At 72.6% G+C, this 16,522-nt stretch carries 12 protein-coding genes; 6 read left to right on the plus strand and 6 right to left on the minus strand.

All coding sequences use genetic code 11. The features are described 5' to 3' along the window. Positions 1-15: 15 nt before the first annotated feature. Together F9C41_RS06995 and F9C41_RS07000 are read right to left on the minus strand one after the other, a co-directional pair. The gene (locus F9C41_RS06995) at positions 16-1,386 is read right to left on the minus strand and encodes an FAD-binding oxidoreductase (protein WP_155385823.1); all 1,371 of its coding nucleotides are present in this window, start codon (positions 1,384-1,386) and stop codon (positions 16-18) included. A 163-nt stretch (positions 1,387-1,549) separates the two neighbouring features. Continuing rightward, entirely contained in the window at positions 1,550-2,266 is a 717-nt protein-coding gene (locus F9C41_RS07000) for an SMI1/KNR4 family protein (protein ID WP_155385824.1), read from the minus strand. Positions 2,267-2,347: 81 nt separating this feature from the next. Between F9C41_RS07000 and F9C41_RS07005 the strand changes: the two genes are divergently transcribed. Together F9C41_RS07005 and F9C41_RS07010 are read left to right on the plus strand one after the other, a co-directional pair. Next, positions 2,348-3,247: an LLM class flavin-dependent oxidoreductase gene (locus F9C41_RS07005; protein ID WP_230689380.1), complete on the plus strand. Its 900-nt coding sequence runs from the start codon at positions 2,348-2,350 to the stop codon at positions 3,245-3,247. Positions 3,248-3,377: 130 nt separating this feature from the next. After that, positions 3,378-5,543, plus strand: coding sequence for an FUSC family protein (locus F9C41_RS07010; protein WP_155385825.1), 2,166 nt, complete (start codon positions 3,378-3,380; stop codon positions 5,541-5,543). Between the two features lie 94 nt (positions 5,544-5,637). On the opposite strand, the gene F9C41_RS07015 is transcribed toward F9C41_RS07010, so the two are convergent. Continuing rightward, positions 5,638-6,618: a PD40 domain-containing protein gene (locus F9C41_RS07015; protein ID WP_155385826.1), complete on the minus strand. Its 981-nt coding sequence runs from the start codon at positions 6,616-6,618 to the stop codon at positions 5,638-5,640. Then, positions 6,615-8,015 carry an MFS transporter gene (locus F9C41_RS07020; RefSeq protein WP_155386227.1) on the minus strand — a complete coding sequence of 467 codons (1,401 nt, stop codon included), beginning with the start codon at positions 8,013-8,015 and terminating at the stop codon, positions 6,615-6,617. Before F9C41_RS07020 ends, F9C41_RS07015 begins: the two co-directional genes overlap by 4 nt. 310 nt (positions 8,016-8,325) lie before the next feature. Here F9C41_RS07020 and F9C41_RS07025 point away from each other — a divergent pair, with 310 nt between their 5' ends. Next, on the plus strand, positions 8,326-9,726 hold the full coding sequence (locus tag F9C41_RS07025; protein WP_155385827.1) for a CBM96 family carbohydrate-binding protein: 1,401 nt from the start codon (positions 8,326-8,328) through the stop codon (positions 9,724-9,726). A 69-nt stretch (positions 9,727-9,795) separates the two neighbouring features. Beyond that, positions 9,796-10,986 carry a hypothetical protein gene (locus F9C41_RS07030; RefSeq protein WP_155385828.1) on the plus strand — a complete coding sequence of 397 codons (1,191 nt, stop codon included), beginning with the start codon at positions 9,796-9,798 and terminating at the stop codon, positions 10,984-10,986. Positions 10,987-11,157: 171 nt separating this feature from the next. Here F9C41_RS07030 and F9C41_RS07035 read toward each other — a convergent pair whose 3' ends face one another. After that, positions 11,158-12,012: a class I SAM-dependent methyltransferase gene (locus F9C41_RS07035; RefSeq protein WP_155385829.1), complete on the minus strand. Its 855-nt coding sequence runs from the start codon at positions 12,010-12,012 to the stop codon at positions 11,158-11,160. Positions 12,013-12,283: 271 nt separating this feature from the next. Between F9C41_RS07035 and F9C41_RS07040 the strand changes: the two genes are divergently transcribed. Next, positions 12,284-14,182, plus strand: coding sequence for a glycoside hydrolase family 3 protein (locus F9C41_RS07040; RefSeq protein ID WP_155385830.1), 1,899 nt, complete (start codon positions 12,284-12,286; stop codon positions 14,180-14,182). Positions 14,183-14,222: 40 nt separating this feature from the next. Here the strand turns inward: F9C41_RS07040 and F9C41_RS07045 are convergent, their stop codons facing one another. Next, positions 14,223-15,323 carry an AI-2E family transporter gene (locus tag F9C41_RS07045; RefSeq protein ID WP_196279654.1) on the minus strand — a complete coding sequence of 367 codons (1,101 nt, stop codon included), beginning with the start codon at positions 15,321-15,323 and terminating at the stop codon, positions 14,223-14,225. A gap of 117 nt (positions 15,324-15,440) precedes the next feature. On the opposite strand from F9C41_RS07045, the gene F9C41_RS07050 reads away from it, so the two are divergent. After that, the gene (locus F9C41_RS07050) at positions 15,441-16,400 is read left to right on the plus strand and encodes a DUF1152 domain-containing protein (RefSeq protein ID WP_155385832.1); all 960 of its coding nucleotides are present in this window, start codon (positions 15,441-15,443) and stop codon (positions 16,398-16,400) included. Positions 16,401-16,522 lie beyond the last annotated feature (122 nt).

The raw sequence follows: 16,522 nt of genomic DNA on the forward strand, positions 1-16,522 counted from the left end.
AGCGACGTCCCCGTCTCAGGGGCGGATGTTCTGGTTCAGGTGGAACAGGTTGTCCGGGTCGTAGGCGCGCTTGACCTCGACGAGCCGGTCGAAGTTGCCCCGGTAGTTGGCCCGGATCCGGTCCTGGTCGTCGCCCGCCATGAAGTTGATGTACCCGCCCTCCTCCGACAGCGGGGCGGTGGCCGCGTAGTAGTCGCGCACCCAGGCGGTGTTGGCCTCGTTCTCCGCCGGGTCGGGCCACATCCCGGCGATGACCACGGCGAAGTTCGCGTCCCGGTAGGCGAACGCGGTCGCGTCGGGCGCGACCCGGTGGCAGGCCCCGTTGATCGGGTAGATGTGCACCGTCGAGTTGACCACCGGCACCTTCGGCCCGTGCGTCAGGTGGGCCTCGATCGCGTCGTCGGTCAGCTCCTTGACGAAGCTGGCCTTCCAGTAGTGCTGCAGCCCCGGTGGGACCAGGCCGTCGAAGGCGGTGTTGAGCGCCGCGTACGGCATCGGGCCGATCATCTCGGCGACCGGCGGGGCGACCGCGCGGATCCGGTCGATGATGCGCTGCCCGTCGGCCGTCGACCCGGTCCAGCAGTTGACCATGGCGATGAACGGCTCGCCGTGGCGATCCACCGGGATGAACGGCAGCGGCGGCGCGATCTGGAACGCCGGGAAGCCGCCGTACTGCTCGGGGGCGTCGGCGATGAAGTCGCGGAAGAACGCCAGCAGGTCGCGGACGTGCGCCAGCTCGAAGAAGATCGGGCCGCCGTAGATCTCGTCGACCGGGCTGAGCGCGAACTCGAACGAGGTCACCGCCCCGAAGTTGCCGCCGCCGCCGCGCAGCGCCCAGAACAGGTCCTCGTGCTCCTTCTCGCTGGCCACCACGGCCCGGCCGTCGGCGGTGACGACCTCGGCCGACAGCAGGTTGTCGCAGGACAGCCCCAGGCCGCGGGCGAGGTAGCCGATGCCGCCGCCGAGGGTGAGCCCGCCGACGCCCGTGGTGGAGATGATGCCGCCGGTCGAGGCCAGGCCGAACTCGCCGGTCGCGGCGTTGAAGTCGCCCCAGGTCGCGCCGCCGCCGGCGTGGGCCGTGCGGGCGTGCGGGTCGACGGTGACGGCGCGCATGCCGGACAGGTCGGCCACGATGCCGTCGTCGACCGTGCCGAACCCGGGCACGCTGTGCCCGCCACCGCGTACCGCCAGGTCCAGGCCGTTCTCCCGGGCGTAGTCGACCACGGCCTGCACGTCGGCGGTGCTCGTGCAGCGCACCACCGCGCGGGGCCGCCGGTCGAACATGGCGTTGTGCACGGTCCGGGCCTGGTCGTAGCCGTCGTCGCCGGGCGTGATCACCTGCCCGGACACGCGGGTACGCAACTGCTCGATCGTCGATGTGGCCATCTCGGTGCCCCCGTCCGAATCGCGGCGGGCCGCACCACGCCCAGCCGGCGCGATCATCGGGCACGGTCGGCGACAGGCGGCGGCCCTCTGTCCACGCTAGCGGGCCGACCGGCACGATCGTGCCGAAACGGTGGCAGCCGCCCCGGCCAGCGCCCGCGGCTGGTCAGCGCCCGCCGCGCCGGGGGTCCCGACCGAGGGCGGGGCGCGGCGGAACGTGCGCCGGAGGCCACTGGCGTTGGGTGGTTCGCCTGGTCAGCGGGGCGGCCACGGCGGGTGGCCCGGCCGGTGCGATGTCATCGGCGCGCGGCACCCGGCGGGGCCGGCGCTCGGGCGGCCAGACCGGCTTCGGCTTGCACACCCACTGCGGCTCGATCCTGCGGGCGTCGCGGCCGTCGTGGGCCTCGACGAGCCATTCGGCCAAGGTCAGCCCCTGCGGTGCGAGGACGTGGTCGAGGCAGCAGCCGTGCGGGTCCCATCCCCACATCGGGCCGGCCGGGTCGCGGAAGTCGACCATCCACAAGATCGCGCAGCCCACGTCGTACAGCGGGACCACACCCGGTGGGTGGCCGCCGGGCCGTCCGCTGAACCCCTGGTACATCGCGATGATGTCCGCATCGTCGTCCGTCCAGGCACCGTCCCCGACGCCGAGGACGCTGTCGCGCGGCCCGAAGCCGCCGTTGGCGACCTCCAGGTAGATCCGGCGGAGCAGCGGGGGCATGGCGAAGCCGATGAGCTGTTCGGACTCGGCGATCTCCGCGGGGGTGGCGAGCCGGGCCGGGCCTGCCCAGGACCGGGACTCCGCCAGGCGGGCGCGCATGCGGTCGAGCAGCTCGTCCTCGGTCATGCCGGCAAGGCGGGGGTGGGCGTCGGCTTCGGACACGCCTGGAGGCTAACCCGACCCTCCGACAGCGGCGTGACCCTTCGGCGCCCGTGACGGCTCGCGCTGCGGCATCATTTCCGGGTGACCGAGTTGAACGCACGACCTGAGACCAGAGTGGGCGCGGTTTTCGTGCCGCAGTTGCCGCCGGAGCGGCTGCGGTCCGTGGCACAGGCCGCCGACCAGGCGGGGCTCGACGAGCTGTGGCTCTGGGAGGACTGCTTCCTGGAGAGCGGCATCACCGCGGCCGTGGCGGCGCTGGCCTGGACCGAACGCCTCACCGTCGGCGTCGGGCTGCTGCCCGTGCCGCTGCGCAACGTCGCGATCACCGCGATGGAGCTGGCGACCATGCACCGGCTGTTCCCCGGACGGGCCCGGGTCGGTGTTGGGCACGGCGTGCAGGACTGGATGGCCCAGGTCGGCGCGCGGGTCGAGTCCCCGATGGCGCTGCTGCGCGAGCACCTGACGGCGCTGCGGGCGCTGCTGTCCGGCGAGCGGGTCACCACCCGGGGCCGCTATGTCCGCCTGGACGGGGTGGCCCTGGACTGGCCGCCACCGCGGCGTTCCGAACTGCTGGCCGGGGCGACCGGCGACCGGACGCTGCGGCTGTCCGGCGAGGTCGCCGACGGCACCATCCTCACCGGCGGCACCACCGTCGAGCAGGTGCGCCGGGCGCGCGGGCTGATCGATGAGGGCCGGGCGAAGGCCGGGCGCTCCGGGCACCACCAGATCGTGATCTACCTGCATGCGGCGACCGGCCCGGATGCGGCGGTGCGGCTGGAGGCCGAACGCGTGCGCTGGGGCTACGACACCATGACGGGCCACGGCGTGGCCGGGGGCGCGGAGGCGGTCGCCGAGGCGGTGCGCACGTGGGCTGAGGCGGGCGTGGACACGGTGGTGCTGCAGCCCACGCCCGACGACCCCGACCCGGAGGGCTTCGTGGCCTTCGTCGCGCAGGAGGTCACCCCGCTCGTGCGGAACTGACCGCGCCGCCGCCCGATCCGGGAGACGCTGAGGGGGTGAGCGGGCGGGTCGAGCCGGCTGGGCGTTGCGCACCTGGCACCGGACACGGAGCGGGTCCCCTGCCGCGCGCCGCGGCCGGGGAGGCGGCCGCGTGAGCCGGTGGCGTGCGCTGTGGTCGCCGGCCGCCGCGCTGCGGGCGATCCGGGCGGCGGTGCTGGTCCCGGCGTTGTTCGCGTTCGCGCTGCTGGTGATCAAGTCGCCGCAGGTGGCCACGTTCACGGCGTTCGGCGGTTTCGCGGGCCTGGTGCTGGCGGCGTTCGGCGGCACGCGCCGGGACCGGGCCGTGGCACACGCCATGCTCACCGCCGCGGGCGCGGTGCTGATCGTGATCGGCACCCTGGTCAGCCATTCCGTCGTGGCCGCCGCGATCGCCACCGCGGTGGTCGCGTTCACGTCCTACTTCGCCGCCGTCATCGGGCCCAACGACGCCTCGGGCGCGGCCGCGGCGATGCTGCCGTACATGCTGGCGGCGTCGGCGGCCGCCCCGGTCGGCGTCATCGGCGACCGGGTCGCCGGGTGGGTGCTCGCGACCGGCGTCGGCGGCCTGGCGGTGGTGCTGATGGCGCCGCGCTCGGCGGGCGCGGAGCTGCGCCAGGCCACCGCCACGCTGGCCACCGGGCTGGCCGACCTGCTGGAGGCGGGAGCACTCCGGGCTGCGCTGCCGGAGCTGCGGGCAGCCGTCGCGGACGCCACGCACCGGATGATGGCCCTGTTCGTGTCCGCGCCGTACCGGCCGAGCGGGCTGGTCATCGCCGATCAGGCCATGGCCGGCGCGGTCAACCAGCTGGAATGGTGCAAAGGCCTGGTCAGCGACGGCATCGACCGGGTCGGCGACCTGCGCGACGCGCCGCTGACGGTGCGGGCCCCGCTGGAGGCGTCGGCGAAGGTGCTGCGGGAGGCGGCCGCGGTGCTGCGCGGCGAGCCGGTAGACCCTGACCTGAAGGGCCTGGAGCAGACCTGCGCCGACAGCGTGGCCCGGCTGACCGGCGCCGGACAGCCGGACGCGGACGCGATGGACCTGGTGGTCGCCTTCTACGGCCAGACCACGGCGAACTGCGTCCGGGCCTTCGCCACCGACGTGCTCATCGCCACCCGCGGCGCCGATCCGCTGACCGCCGCCAGCAGCGTGCGCCGCTGGTACGGGCTGTCCCGGCCGGACCGGCCGCCGCTGCGCCGGCTGGTGACGCTGGCCGGCGTCGCCGGGATCGTGCTGCGCAACGCGAGCCTGCGCTCTGTGTGGTTCGTCAACGCACTGCGCGGCGCGCTGGCGCTGTCCGCCGCGGTGGTGATCGTGCAGGTGAGCGAGGTGCGCAGCGGGTTCTGGGTGCTGCTGGGCGCGCTGTCGGTGCTGCGCACGAGCGCCGCGTCGACGGGCACGCAGGCCGTCAAAACGGTCGTCGGCACCGCCGCCGGGGTCGCGGTCGGCGCGGCGCTGCTGCCGCTGCTGGGCCCGTCGCCGTGGGCGAGCTGGGGTGCCCTGGCGGTCGCGGTGGCCGTGGTGGCGTACGGGCCGGGCAAGATACCGGACATCGTGAGCCAGGCCGCGTTCACCGTGGTCATCCTGGTGCTCTACAACATCCTCGCGCCGACAGGCTGGACGCTGGGCCTGGTACGGCTGCAGGACGTCGCCATCGGCTGCCTGGTCAGCCTGGTCGCCGGGTTGCTGGTCTGGCCTCGCGGGGCCGGGGATCTGGTCCGTGACGACGTCGCGGAGATGTTCAAGGTCGGCGGGTTGCACCTGACCGAGGCGGTGGCGTGGGCACTGGGGCGGCGGGCAGGCCCGCCCGAACAGGAGGTCCGTGCGGCCGCGTCGGCGTTCCGGCTGGAGGATGCGCTGCGCGGCTACCTCGCCGAACCCGGGTCGAAGCGGATGGACCGGCAGGACCTGTGGCGGCTGGTCATCTCGGGGGTCCGGCTGCGGCAGACGGCGAACGCGCTCGACGACCTGACCCCGCGCGACGCCGCCCCGGACCCGCGCTGCGATGCGCTGCTGCGCCACGCCGACGCGCTCGCCGCCTTCTACGCGGGCCTCGCCGAGCAGATCGGCGAGCCGACCGGGCCGATGCCGCCGCTGCTCGCGCCGCCGAGCCCGCCCGACGACGAGGTCCTCGGCGCCGGCGGTGACGGCACGCCCCTGCACCGGCTGCGCCGCCGCTGGGTCGGCGAGCACCTGCGGCACCTGGAGCTGCACCTGGCCGACCTGGTCGCGCCGGCGCACGCCCTGGCCGACCAGCGCCGCCGCCCCTGGTGGCGCTGACCGGCTCGGGCCAAGATTGCTGTTTCGTGTCCACAGCTGCGGTGGAGGACGACTGTCACGAAACAGCGATCTTGCGGCGCAACCGCCCGGACGGTCAGCCGAGGGCGGCGGGGGATTCGGCTCCGTCGAGGAGTTTCGTCGGGGCACCTGTGCCGTCGGCGGGTACGGACCAGATCGTCGGGGTGCCGTCGGGGGCGCGCAGGGTGTACGCGACGGTGTGCTCGTCGAGCCAGGCGGCCTGGTCGTCGACGCTTTCCGGCTCGGCCAGGTTCGTCACCGCCAGGGTGGACAGGTCGAGCACGGACAGCCGCCAGCCGCGCTGCGGGTCGCCGCCGATCGCCTGCTTGAACGCGATCCGGGTGCCGTCGGGTGACAGCGACGGGCACTCGACGTTGTCCGTGAGAGTGCGTACCGTGCGCGCCGCGAAGTCGCCGCGGACCAGGTAGCGCTTGCCCCCGGTCGCCATGGTGGCGTAGAAGGCGTTGTCGTCGGCGGTGAAGGTGACGCCCCAGAAGTTCACGTCGACGTTGCGGTAGGGCCGGCCCTCGCGGGTGACCGCGAAATCCTCCAGCGTGGAGACCATCGTGCCGGTGCGGGTGTCCAGGATGCCGGTGCGGGTGGAGAAGCCGCCGGTGCTGTAGGAGTCGCCGCCGACGAACGTGGTCCAGGCGACCATCCGGCCGCTGGCCGACACCCGGGCGCGGTTGGGCAGGCCGGGCACGGCGAACGTGCGTGTCGCGCGCAGCTGCCGGTCCAGCACCGTCAGCTGGTAGGACCAGGCGGTGTCGGGGTGGATGCACACGCCGGTGCCGGCGGCGGCGTAGACGCGTACGCACTCCAGGCCGGACACCAGCCGGGGGCCGGACGGATCGGCGCGGGAGACCGTGGCGGCGCGCCGGTCGGTGACGACCAGCAGCCGCGGGCCCGGGTCCAGGGTGATCTCCGCGGCAGGAACGGTGTCGGCCGTGGCGGCCTCGCCCAAGGCCTGCTGGATGTAGCCGACGGCGACGGCGGCCAGCAGCACGGTGACGGCCGCGGCGATGGCGACGCGGGCGCGGGTGGACAGTGCGGTCATCGCTCGACCTCGGCATTCTGGTTCGAGCGGTCTGTGCTCGTCGCTGCCCGCGGCGGCGGCGCGGGGTCGCTCGGGTCGTCGGGTTCGGGCAGCGGGCGCGAGCCGGCCGGACCGCTGTCGTCCGCCGCGCCGCGACCCGCGGGCCTGAGCAGCAGCAGCGTCGCCGCGACGGCGACGACGACGGCGAGCGCGGCGACCCGGGAGGCGGTGGCCGGTCCCCAGGTCTGCCAGGCGAGGCCGAACAGGACCGAGGAGACCAGGTAGGCCAGCGCCTGGCCGGTCTGGATCAACGCGATGCCGGTGGTGCGCAGCCGGTCCGGCAGCACCGGCCCGGCCAGCGCCATCAGGATCCCGTCGGTGGCGGCGTAGAACAGCCCGTACAGGCCGAGCGTCACCACCAGCAGCGGCGAGCCGCCCAGCGGCCCGAACAGCAGCAGGTACGCGGCCGTCAGCGCGACATAGCCGCCGAGCATCACGGGCAGGCGGCCGATCCGGTCGGCGAGCACGCCGAGCGGCGCGGCCAGCAGCAGATAGCCGAGGCTGGTCCCGGCGGCCAGCAGCGGGAACCAGACGGTGCTCAGCTCCTCGCGGCGCTGCAGCAGCAGGTAGACGAAACCGTCGCCGATGGTGGCCAGGCCCAGCAGGCAGGCGGCCAGCACGAGGCGGCGCACCGGGGCGTCGCGCAGCAGCGCCGCGGCTTCGCGCAGGGACACCTTCGCCGTGGCGGGCACGGCCTCGCGGCGGTCGCGGACGAACAGCACCAGCACCATCACGCCCAGCGCGGCGACACAGAAGCTGACCACGAACACGGCGTCGAACGAGTTCGCGGCCAGCGCCAGTACGCCGAGCGCGACCAGCGGGCCGAGGAACGCGCCGACGCTGTCCATGGCGCGGTGCACGCCGAACGCCCGGCCCAGCGACTCCGGCGGGGTGGACAGCGTGATCATCGCGTCCCGCGGTGCGGCCCGCAGGCCCTTGCCGGTGCGGTCGGCGGCGATGACCAACCCGATCGCGGGCACCGAGCGGCCCGCCGCCAACAGCGCGAGCTTCGCCACCGCGGACAGGCCGTAACCGATGCCCGCCACGGCCTTGCGGCGGCGGGTGCGGTCCGCGACGTACCCGCCGACGAGCCGCAGCAGCGCGGTAGCTCCGGTGTAGACGCCGTCGATCATGCCGTACGCCAGCGGGCTGAGCTGCAGCCCCAGCACCAGATACAGGGGCAGCACCGCGGTGACCATCTCGGACGACACATCGGTGATCAGGCTGACCGTGCCCAGCGCGAAGACGTTCGCGCTGACCTTGGTGAACCGGCGTCGTCCGGATCGTTCCGCCGGGGGTGTGGCGGTCGGACTGGTGACGGTGGACAGGTACACGCGGTTGCGCTCCTCCCGCGGCATGGCGCCCGCGACGACGGTGCAGATGGGTCGACCCGGACCGTCCGGCGGCCACCGCTGTCGCGGCACACCGCGGGCACCCCGCGTCGGGCACATCCTGAGCCGCCCGCGGTACGCAGGGCCCTCGCGCACACCACCACGGGGCGTGCTTCCGATGAACAGACGGTGTCACAGCAGCCGGTCGGCTGTGGACGCTCATCCGACTCACCCATGTCGTTCACCCGAACGTGTGCCCGCCGTTTCCGGGACTCCCTACATTCCTCGCACGGCCGCGCCGACCGCGTGGCCGTACACCCCCAGAAGGGCTCGAGTCATGGGAATCCGCAAGGGCCGCTTGGCTTTGACGGCCGGCACGGCGTTCGTGCTGACCGCCGCCACGGTCGCGACCGTGCTGACGGTGTCGGCGCAGACCGCCGCCGCCGCGACGACCACGTTCACGCCGGTCGCCGACACGTACGTGCAGGCCGACACCGCGTCGACCAACTACGGCACCTCGGTGCAGATCACCGTGGACAGCTCGCCGCAGCGCCAGATGTTCCTGCGCTTCACGGTCAGCGGTGTCAGCGGCACCGTGACCAGCGCGAAGCTGCGGCTGCGCCACATCAGCGGCAACGACGGCAGCGCCGCCGGCGGCACGTTCCGCGCGGTGTCGAACACGTCGTGGTCGGAGACCGGCACGACCTGGAACAACAAGCCCGCCCTGGACGGGGTGTCGCTGGGCAGCCTCGGCTCCGTCGTCGCCAACGGGTGGTACGAGGTCGACGTGACCTCGTACGTCACCGGCAACGGCACGTTCAGCATCGGCGCGAGTTCGACCAACAGCGACGGCGCCTACTACGACACGCGCGAGACCGGCGCGGACTCGCCGCAGCTGGTGGTCACCACCGGCACCACCCCGTCGCCGAGCCCGTCCACCCCGCCGCCGTCGGGTGACCCGGTGCTGGTCGGCGCGGGTGACATCGCCGACTCCGGCTCGGGCGACACCGCCACCGCGGCACTGCTCGACGGGATCTCCGGCACGGTCTTCACCACCGGCGACAACGTCTACACCAATGGCACCGCGTCGGAGTTCAGCAGCTACTACAACCCGACCTGGGGCCGCCACAAGGCGCGCACCCGCCCGGCGCCCGGCAACCACGACTACAACACCTCGGGCGCGACCGGCTACTACAACTACTTCGGCTCGGTCGCCGGCCCGTCGGGACAGGGCTACTACTCGTACGACCTGGGTAACTGGCACGTCGTGTCGCTGAACTCGAACATCAGCATGTCGGCGGGCTCGGCCCAGGAGACCTGGCTGCGCAACGACCTGGCCGCCAGCGGCAAGCCGTGCACGATCGCGTACTGGCACCACCCGCTGTTCACCTCGGGCGCCAACCACGCCCCGTCGACCTCGACCCGGCCGCTGTACCAGGCGCTGTACGACTACAACGCCGACGTCGTGGTGTGGGGCCACAACCACCAGTACGAGCGCTTCGCACCGACGAACCCCAGCGGCGGCGCGGACAGCTCGCGCGGCATCCGCTCGTTCGTGGCGGGCATGGGCGGCGCGGGCTTCTACGGCTTCGGCACCATCCAGCCCAACAGCCAGGCCCGCAACAGCGACACCTGGGGCGTCCTGAAGTTCACCCTGCACGCCAACAGCTACGACTGGCAGTTCGTCCCGCAGGCGGGCAAGACCTACAACGACAGCGGCACCGGCACCTGCCACTGACGATTCGAAGGGAACCTTCATCCGATTCTACGTGGTGAAGGTTCCCTTCATTTCCTTTAGGGTGGTCTGATGTCGATTCCCCGCAGATCCCTCCTGACCGGACTGATCGCCATCCCCGCCGCCGGTGCGGCCGGCGCCCTGATCGGCGCGAGCCCGGCCGCGGCCGCCCCCGCCTCGATCGACCGGACCGCGTTCAAGCTGCGCCGCCGCGCCGGCTCCTACGCCACCGCAATCGCCGGGCTGGACGCGGCCCTGCCCAACGTCAGCGTCCAGCACGTCCTCGACGACGGCAACCGTGCCGCCACCCGCATCACCGCGGGCGAGGGCGCGGGCCTGGTCACCAACTTCGCCGCCGGCTTCCACTTCGAAAGCGGCGACGACAACACCGCCGAGTGGATCCCGCAGGGCATCACCACCAGCTCCGACGCGCTCGACGCGGGCGTGTACGAGGATCGCAAGGCCGTGCTCGTCTCCTGGTACTCCACCGGCGTCGACGGCCAGAAGGGCGTACGCGTCAGTTTCGTCAACCGCACCGACCCGCTCGCCCCGGTCTACCGCCACGTACTGCTCGTCGAGCCGTACACCTCCGGCGGCGTGCACAGCTACCGCCCGGTGAACATCCACGCGGGCGGCATCGCCTGGTACGGCCACCACCTCTACGTCGTCGACACCAGCAACGGCCTGCGCGTGTTCGACCTGAACCACCTGTGGCAGGTGTCCAGCACGGTGTCGACGGCCTGCGGTCGCCAGTCCGACGGCAGCTACCAGGCCTTCGGCTACAAATACGTGCTCCCGCAGTCGCTGGCCTACGACCAGGTCGGCACGGGCGGGCTGCGCTTCTCGTTCATCTCGCTGGACCGGACCACCGCGCCGGACAGCTTCCTGGTGGGCGAGTACGGCAACCCGGGCACGGGCACCCGCCTGGTCCGCTGGGGCGTCGACTACACCGACCGCGAGCTGGTCCAGGACAGCGGCTCCACCACCGACTCCACCGCGAGCTGGGCCTACCGGGTGGACGTGACCTCGATGCAGGGCGCGCTGAGCCTCAACGGCAAGTACTTCCTGTCCACCAGCGACGGCGACAGCAACGACGGCGACCTCGGCACCTGGACGCCCGGGGGCAGCGTCGTCATGCACTACGACACCCTGCCCGTCGGCACCGAGGACTTCACCTACCGCAGCAACACCGACGAGCTCTGGACGGTGTCCGAGTACGCGGGCCGCCGCATGGCCATCTCCGTCAAGGCCGGAGCCTTCTGACGCCGGTCCTCAGTCGTGCTGGTCGGAGGTCGAACGCCGTGTGCGCGTAGCGGCACCGGACCTGTCGTGGTCCGGTGCCGTCCTGACTGAACCAGATGCCCGGCCTACTCCGAGCGCCTCATGATCGCGTCACCGGGTGCCCCGTGTTCCCGGTGTTGGGGTCGCGCCCGGTCAGGGCCGCTGGAAGTGCCAAATGACCGCGGCCGGGGTGGCCTCGTAGGCTGCCGCGGCGGCGTCGGGGCACCACTGCTTGGCCTGAGGGCCGCCGGCCCAGGGGTTGGCGGGCCAGCGGGGCTCCTCGCAGCGGACCGGGCGCAGGCCGAGGGGGACGGCCGCGTTCAGGTAGTCGCCGACGAGGTGGCGGCTGGCGGGGAGCAGATCCGGGCGGCCGTCGGGACCGGCCGTGTGGGCGACGCCGCCCAGGTAGAGCGACGCGACGTGGATGTCGGACAGCACCAGGTGCCCACCGGGCCGCAGCACGCGGGCGAACTCGGAGAGCACCGGCGCGAGGTCCGGCACGTGGGTCAGCGCGAGCGCGCAGACGACGAGGTCGACGGACCCGTCCGGCAGCGGCAGCGCGTGCAGGTCCCCTTCGTGGAACTCCCCGTCGGGCACCCGTTTGCGGGCCCGGTCGAGCATGTCGGGTGAGCTGTCCACGCCGATGACCTGGTGCTCCCGCGCCGCCAGGTATTCCGCGTGCCGTCCGGTGCCGCAGGCCGCGTCGAGCGCGACGCCTGCGGGCAGCTCGTCGAGGATGCGGTGGACGACCGGCTCCTCGACCTCGATGAGTGGGTTGCCGGGGTCGTCGTAGGTCTGCGACCAGATGCGGTAGCCGTCGACGGTGCCGACGTGTCCGGTCTCGACGCCGTCGCCGAGTTCCGGGGCGGCCTCGTCGAGCAGCCGCCGCACCTCGTCGAGCCGGGCCTGCACGAAGGCCCGGTCGAGGCCTTCGTCGCCGGCGAAGGCGCGCAGCAGTGCGACGCCCTCCAGGCCGACCAGGAAGGCCAGTGGATGCTGATAGGTCATGGTGCGAACGCTAGGACCACCGCACAAGTGTGTCGATGCGTTTTCGTCGTCTCGGGGAGCCACTACGGTGGCCGTCCGCGGCGTACACCTATGAGGACCGAGGCGCGCCCACGCCTTGTTACATATTCTGTTTCACCAGCGCAGCATTATGTTCCAGCAATCCATTGACACCGAAACGCGGGAAGTGTTGGCTGTCGGAGGCCGTTGTCGCGATGAGGGGCACTCGCGGCGGCACGTCCACGCCATGCCGCGACCCCCTCTGGAAGGCATCATGACCACGACCGTCACCGCCACCCCGGCGGTTCCGCCGCCCCCGTCCCGCCGCCGCCGTGGCCGGCTGCTCGCCGCGGGCCTCGTGCTCCTGCTGGCGGCCGCGGCCGCCGTCTACTGGCTGACCCGAGACACCGACGGCGGTGGCTACGACCTCGATGCGCCCTATCTCGACGCGTCGCGCCCGGTGGCCGAGCGGGTCGACGACCTGCTGGGCCGGATGACCCTCGACGAGAAGATCGGCCAGATGACGCAGGCCGAGCGCCGCGAGGTGACCGCGGGCGACGTCACTACGTACGCCCTGGGCTCGCTGCTGTCCGGCGGTGGATCGGTGCCCGCGGACAACACCCCGCAGGGCTGGGCCGACATGTACGACGGCTTCCAGACCGAGGCCCTGGCCACCCGGCTGCGCATCCCGATGATCTACGGCGTGGACGCCGTGCACGGGCACAACAACGTGAGCGGTGCGACGATCTTCCCGCACAACATCGGGCTCGGCGCGACCCGTGACCCGCAGCTGGTCCGCAAGATCGGCGAGGCCGTCGCCACCGAGGTCGTCGCGACCGGCCTGGACTGGGACTTCGCCCCCTGCCTGTGCGTGGCCCGCGACGCCCGCTGGGGCCGCACCTACGAGTCCTTCGGCGAGGACCCGGAGATCGCCTCCGCGCTGACCACGATCGTGACCGGGCTGCAGGGCGAAAAGCTGGGCGGCCCGAACTCGGTCCTGGCCACCGCCAAGCACTACGTCGGCGACGGCGGCACCCTCGGCGGCAAGGACCAGGGCGACGCGCAGATCTCCGAGGAGGAGCTGCGCAAGGTCCACCTGCCGCCGTTCCAGGCGGCCGTCAAGGCGGGCGTCGGCTCGGTGATGGTCTCCTTCAGCTCGTTCAACGGCGAGAAACTGCACGGCCACCGGTACCTGCTCACCGACGTGCTCAAGGGCGAACTCGGCTTCACCGGCTTCGTGGTCTCCGACTGGAACGCCATCGACCAGATCGACGGCGTCCGGGACGCGTTCACCCCCGCCGAGGTCAGCACCGCGATCAACGCGGGCATCGACATGGTGATGGTGCCCGAGCGCTGGCGCGAGTTCATCGGCGTGCTGCGCGACGAGGTCAACGCGGGCACCGTGCCGCTGAGCCGGATCGACGACGCCAACCGGCGCATCCTGACCAAGAAGTTCGAGCTCGGCATGTTCGAGCACCCGATGGCCGACCGCTCGCAGTTCGACCAGGTCGGGTCCGCGGCGCACCGGGAACTGGCCCGCCAGGCCGTACGCCAGTCGCAGGTGCTGCTGAAGAACGCCGGCGGCGTGCTGCCCCTGAAGCCGAAGACGGGCAAGGTCTTCGTGGCCGGGCGCAACGCCGACGACATCGGCAACCAGTCCGGCGGCTGGACGCTGACCTGGCAGGGCCGCTCGGGCCCGATCACCGAGGGCACCACCATCCTGCAGGGCATCAAGGAGGCCGTCGAGCCCGGCGGCACGGTGACCTACAGCGCCGACGGCTCCGGGGTGAACCGCGGCTACGACGTGGCCATCGCCGTGCTCGGCGAGACGCCGTACGCCGAGTACGAGGGCGACCGGCCGGACGGGGTCACGCTCGACAAGGTCGACCTGGACACGCTGGCCACGCTGCGCAAGGCGGGCGTGCCGGTGGTGGTGGTGCTGGTCTCCGGCCGTCCCGTCGATGTCTCCGCACCGCTGCCGCAGGTGCAGGGGCTGCTGGCCGCCTGGCTGCCCGGCACCGAGGGCGCGGGCGTCGCCGACGTCCTGTTCGGGGCGTACGCCCCGACCGGCAAACTGCCCATGTCCTGGCCCGCGACCGTGGCCCAGGAGCCCGTCAACACCGGCGACGAGAAGACACCCCTGTTCGCGTACGGCTACGGCCTGACCTACTGACCGGTCCCCGGCGATCACGCACGCGGTGCGGCGGCACGTCTCAATCGGGCGTGTCGGCCACCAGCCGTGCGAGATCGCCGGGCCCGTCGTCGCCGTCGGGCCCGTCGCCCTCGACCTCGCCCGCGGCGCCGCCGCCGTCCCCGCGCGAGCGCATGAGCTGGGCCGTGTGCTGGATGATGGCGGCGGCGGGCGCGGCCAGCATGACGCCGAGAATGCCCGCCACCAGCCCGCCGACGACCGTGGACAGCAGGATCGTCAACGGGCGCATGCGCAGCGCGGCCCCGTACGCGAACGGCTGGAGCATGGTCTGCAAAGTGCCGTTGGCCAGGAACACCACGACCGCCATGAGCAGCGCGGTCTGCACCCCGCCCGACGCGAGCGCGATGAGCACCGCGTACGCCCCGGCCACCCAGGCGCCCAGGTAGGGCACGTAGTTGCCGAGCAACGTGATGATCACGAGGGTGGCGATCAGGGGCACCCCCAGCACCAGCGCGCCCAACCCGACCACCGTCGCGTTGAACGCCCCGAGCAGGGTCAGCCCGACCACGTACCCGCGGATGATCCGGCCGACCTGATCCATCCAGGGGCGGCCCAGCGGCATCCAGGGCTCGGCCGCCCGGGCCATCGACGGCCCGTCCTTGAGCATGAAGAACGTGGTGAACAGGAAGACGAACGTGCCGATGAAAACGCTGGCGGTGGTGCCGGCCAGGTTTCCCAGCGCCGGAATGATCCCGGACACCAGCGTCGAGCTGTGACCCTTCAACGAGTCCCGCGCCGATTCCGCGTTGGAGCCCAGCACGCCCAGCGAGGTGAGCGTCTCGTGCAGCCGCTGCACGGCCTTGCCCAGCGCCGCGCTGAGCTCGGTCCACTGGCTGGCCAGGCCCTTCACGACCAGGAAGGTCACCACGGCGCCCAGCGTGAGCAGGAACAGGATCCCAAGGGTGGCGCAGAGTCCACGGCGCATGCCGCGGCGGGCCAGAGCCTCCACGGCGGGCGACAGCGCGAGCGAGACGATCAGCGCCCCGACCAGGGCGATGACCAGCGGCTTGAGCAGGATGATCACGAACACGAGGACGGCCGTGGCCAGGGCGATGCCGACGATCGCCCACGCCTTGGCGCCGACTGTCCGGAGCACGTCCACCTGATCCGCCTTAATCCCTATGATCCGTTTTCATGTTAGATGACGGATGTGTGCTCACTCGGGGCTATGCGGATAAGCAGGTGCCCCCTTCGCCACCGCGAACTACCGTTGCCGGACATGCCCGCCGTCTTCGAACCGCCGCTGTCCGCCCGCCTGCGCGACGCCGAACACGTCCTGATCGCGGGCGCGGGCGGCGGCTTCGACGTGTACGCCGGACTGCCGCTCGCGCTCGCCCTGCGCAACGCCGGCACCCGGGTCACCCTGGCCAGCTATGCGGTCAGCGAGCTCGGCGCGCTGAGCCCGTCGTCCTGGGTGCGCACCGGCCTGGCCGCGGTGCGCCCCGACAGCGCCGGCAACGACCGCTACTTCCCGGAGCGCACCCTGGCCCGCTGGCTGGCGGCACAGGGCCACGATCCAATCGTGTACGCCTTCGCGCGCACCGGCGTGCGCCCGCTGCGCGCCGCGTACCGCAAGCTCGTCGACCTGCTCGGCATCGACGCGATCGTGCTCGCCGACGGCGGCACCGACATCCTCATGCGCGGCGACGAGGCCGGCCTGGGCACCCCCGAGGAGGACATGACCAGCCTCGCCGCCGTCGCGGGCCTGACCGTGCCGCGGAAGCTGGTGGTCAGCCTCGGCTTCGGCATCGACTCCCACCACGGCGTCTGCCACGCGCACGTGCTGGAGAACCTGGCGGCGCTGCAACGGGACGGGGCGTTCCTGGGCGCGTTCTCGATCCCGCCGGGCAGCGCCGAGGCCGCCGCCTACTGTGACGCCGTCGCGCACGCCGCCGCCGTCACGCCGCAGACCGCCAGCATCGTCAACACGCAGATCGCCTCGGCGGTGCGGGGCGACTTCGGCGACGTGCACACCCTGGCCCGCACCGAGGGCACGGAGCTGTTCGTCAACCCGCTGATGGCGATGTACTTCACGGTGGACCTCGACGGCCTGGCCCGGCACGTGCACTACCTGCCCCGGCTCGAACACACCCGCACCCGCGCGGAGGTCGCCCTGGCCATCGAGGAGTACCGCGAGGGCCTGGACCGCCCTCGGGCCCGCCGACCCATCCCGCACTGACCGGCCGCGCCCGTGCCCGGAGTACAGCCGCCGTATCGCGGCCGTACTCCGGGCATTCGCGTGCGCCACATCGGACGTTCCTACCGTCGGAGTCCGTCCAGGGCAGTCGCGCGCAGGAAGGA

This window comes from Catellatospora paridis (genome assembly GCF_009720365.1).
In the GTDB taxonomy this organism is placed as follows: Bacteria; Actinomycetota; Actinomycetes; order Mycobacteriales; family Micromonosporaceae; genus Catellatospora; species Catellatospora paridis.

Coding starts and splice junctions, on each gene's coding strand:
- F9C41_RS06995 (WP_155385823.1), bottom strand. CDS start 1,386: ATGGCCACATCGACGATCGAGCAGTTGCGTACCCGCGTGTCCGGGCAG.
- F9C41_RS07020 (WP_155386227.1), bottom strand. CDS start 8,015: ATGCCGCGGGAGGAGCGCAACCGCGTGTACCTGTCCACCGTCACCAGT.
- F9C41_RS07050 (WP_155385832.1), top strand. CDS start 15,441: ATGCCCGCCGTCTTCGAACCGCCGCTGTCCGCCCGCCTGCGCGACGCC.
- F9C41_RS07040 (WP_155385830.1), top strand. CDS start 12,284: ATGACCACGACCGTCACCGCCACCCCGGCGGTTCCGCCGCCCCCGTCC.
- F9C41_RS07015 (WP_155385826.1), bottom strand. CDS start 6,618: ATGACCGCACTGTCCACCCGCGCCCGCGTCGCCATCGCCGCGGCCGTC.
- F9C41_RS07030 (WP_155385828.1), top strand. CDS start 9,796: ATGTCGATTCCCCGCAGATCCCTCCTGACCGGACTGATCGCCATCCCC.
- F9C41_RS07025 (WP_155385827.1), top strand. CDS start 8,326: ATGGGAATCCGCAAGGGCCGCTTGGCTTTGACGGCCGGCACGGCGTTC.
- F9C41_RS07035 (WP_155385829.1), bottom strand. CDS start 12,012: ATGACCTATCAGCATCCACTGGCCTTCCTGGTCGGCCTGGAGGGCGTC.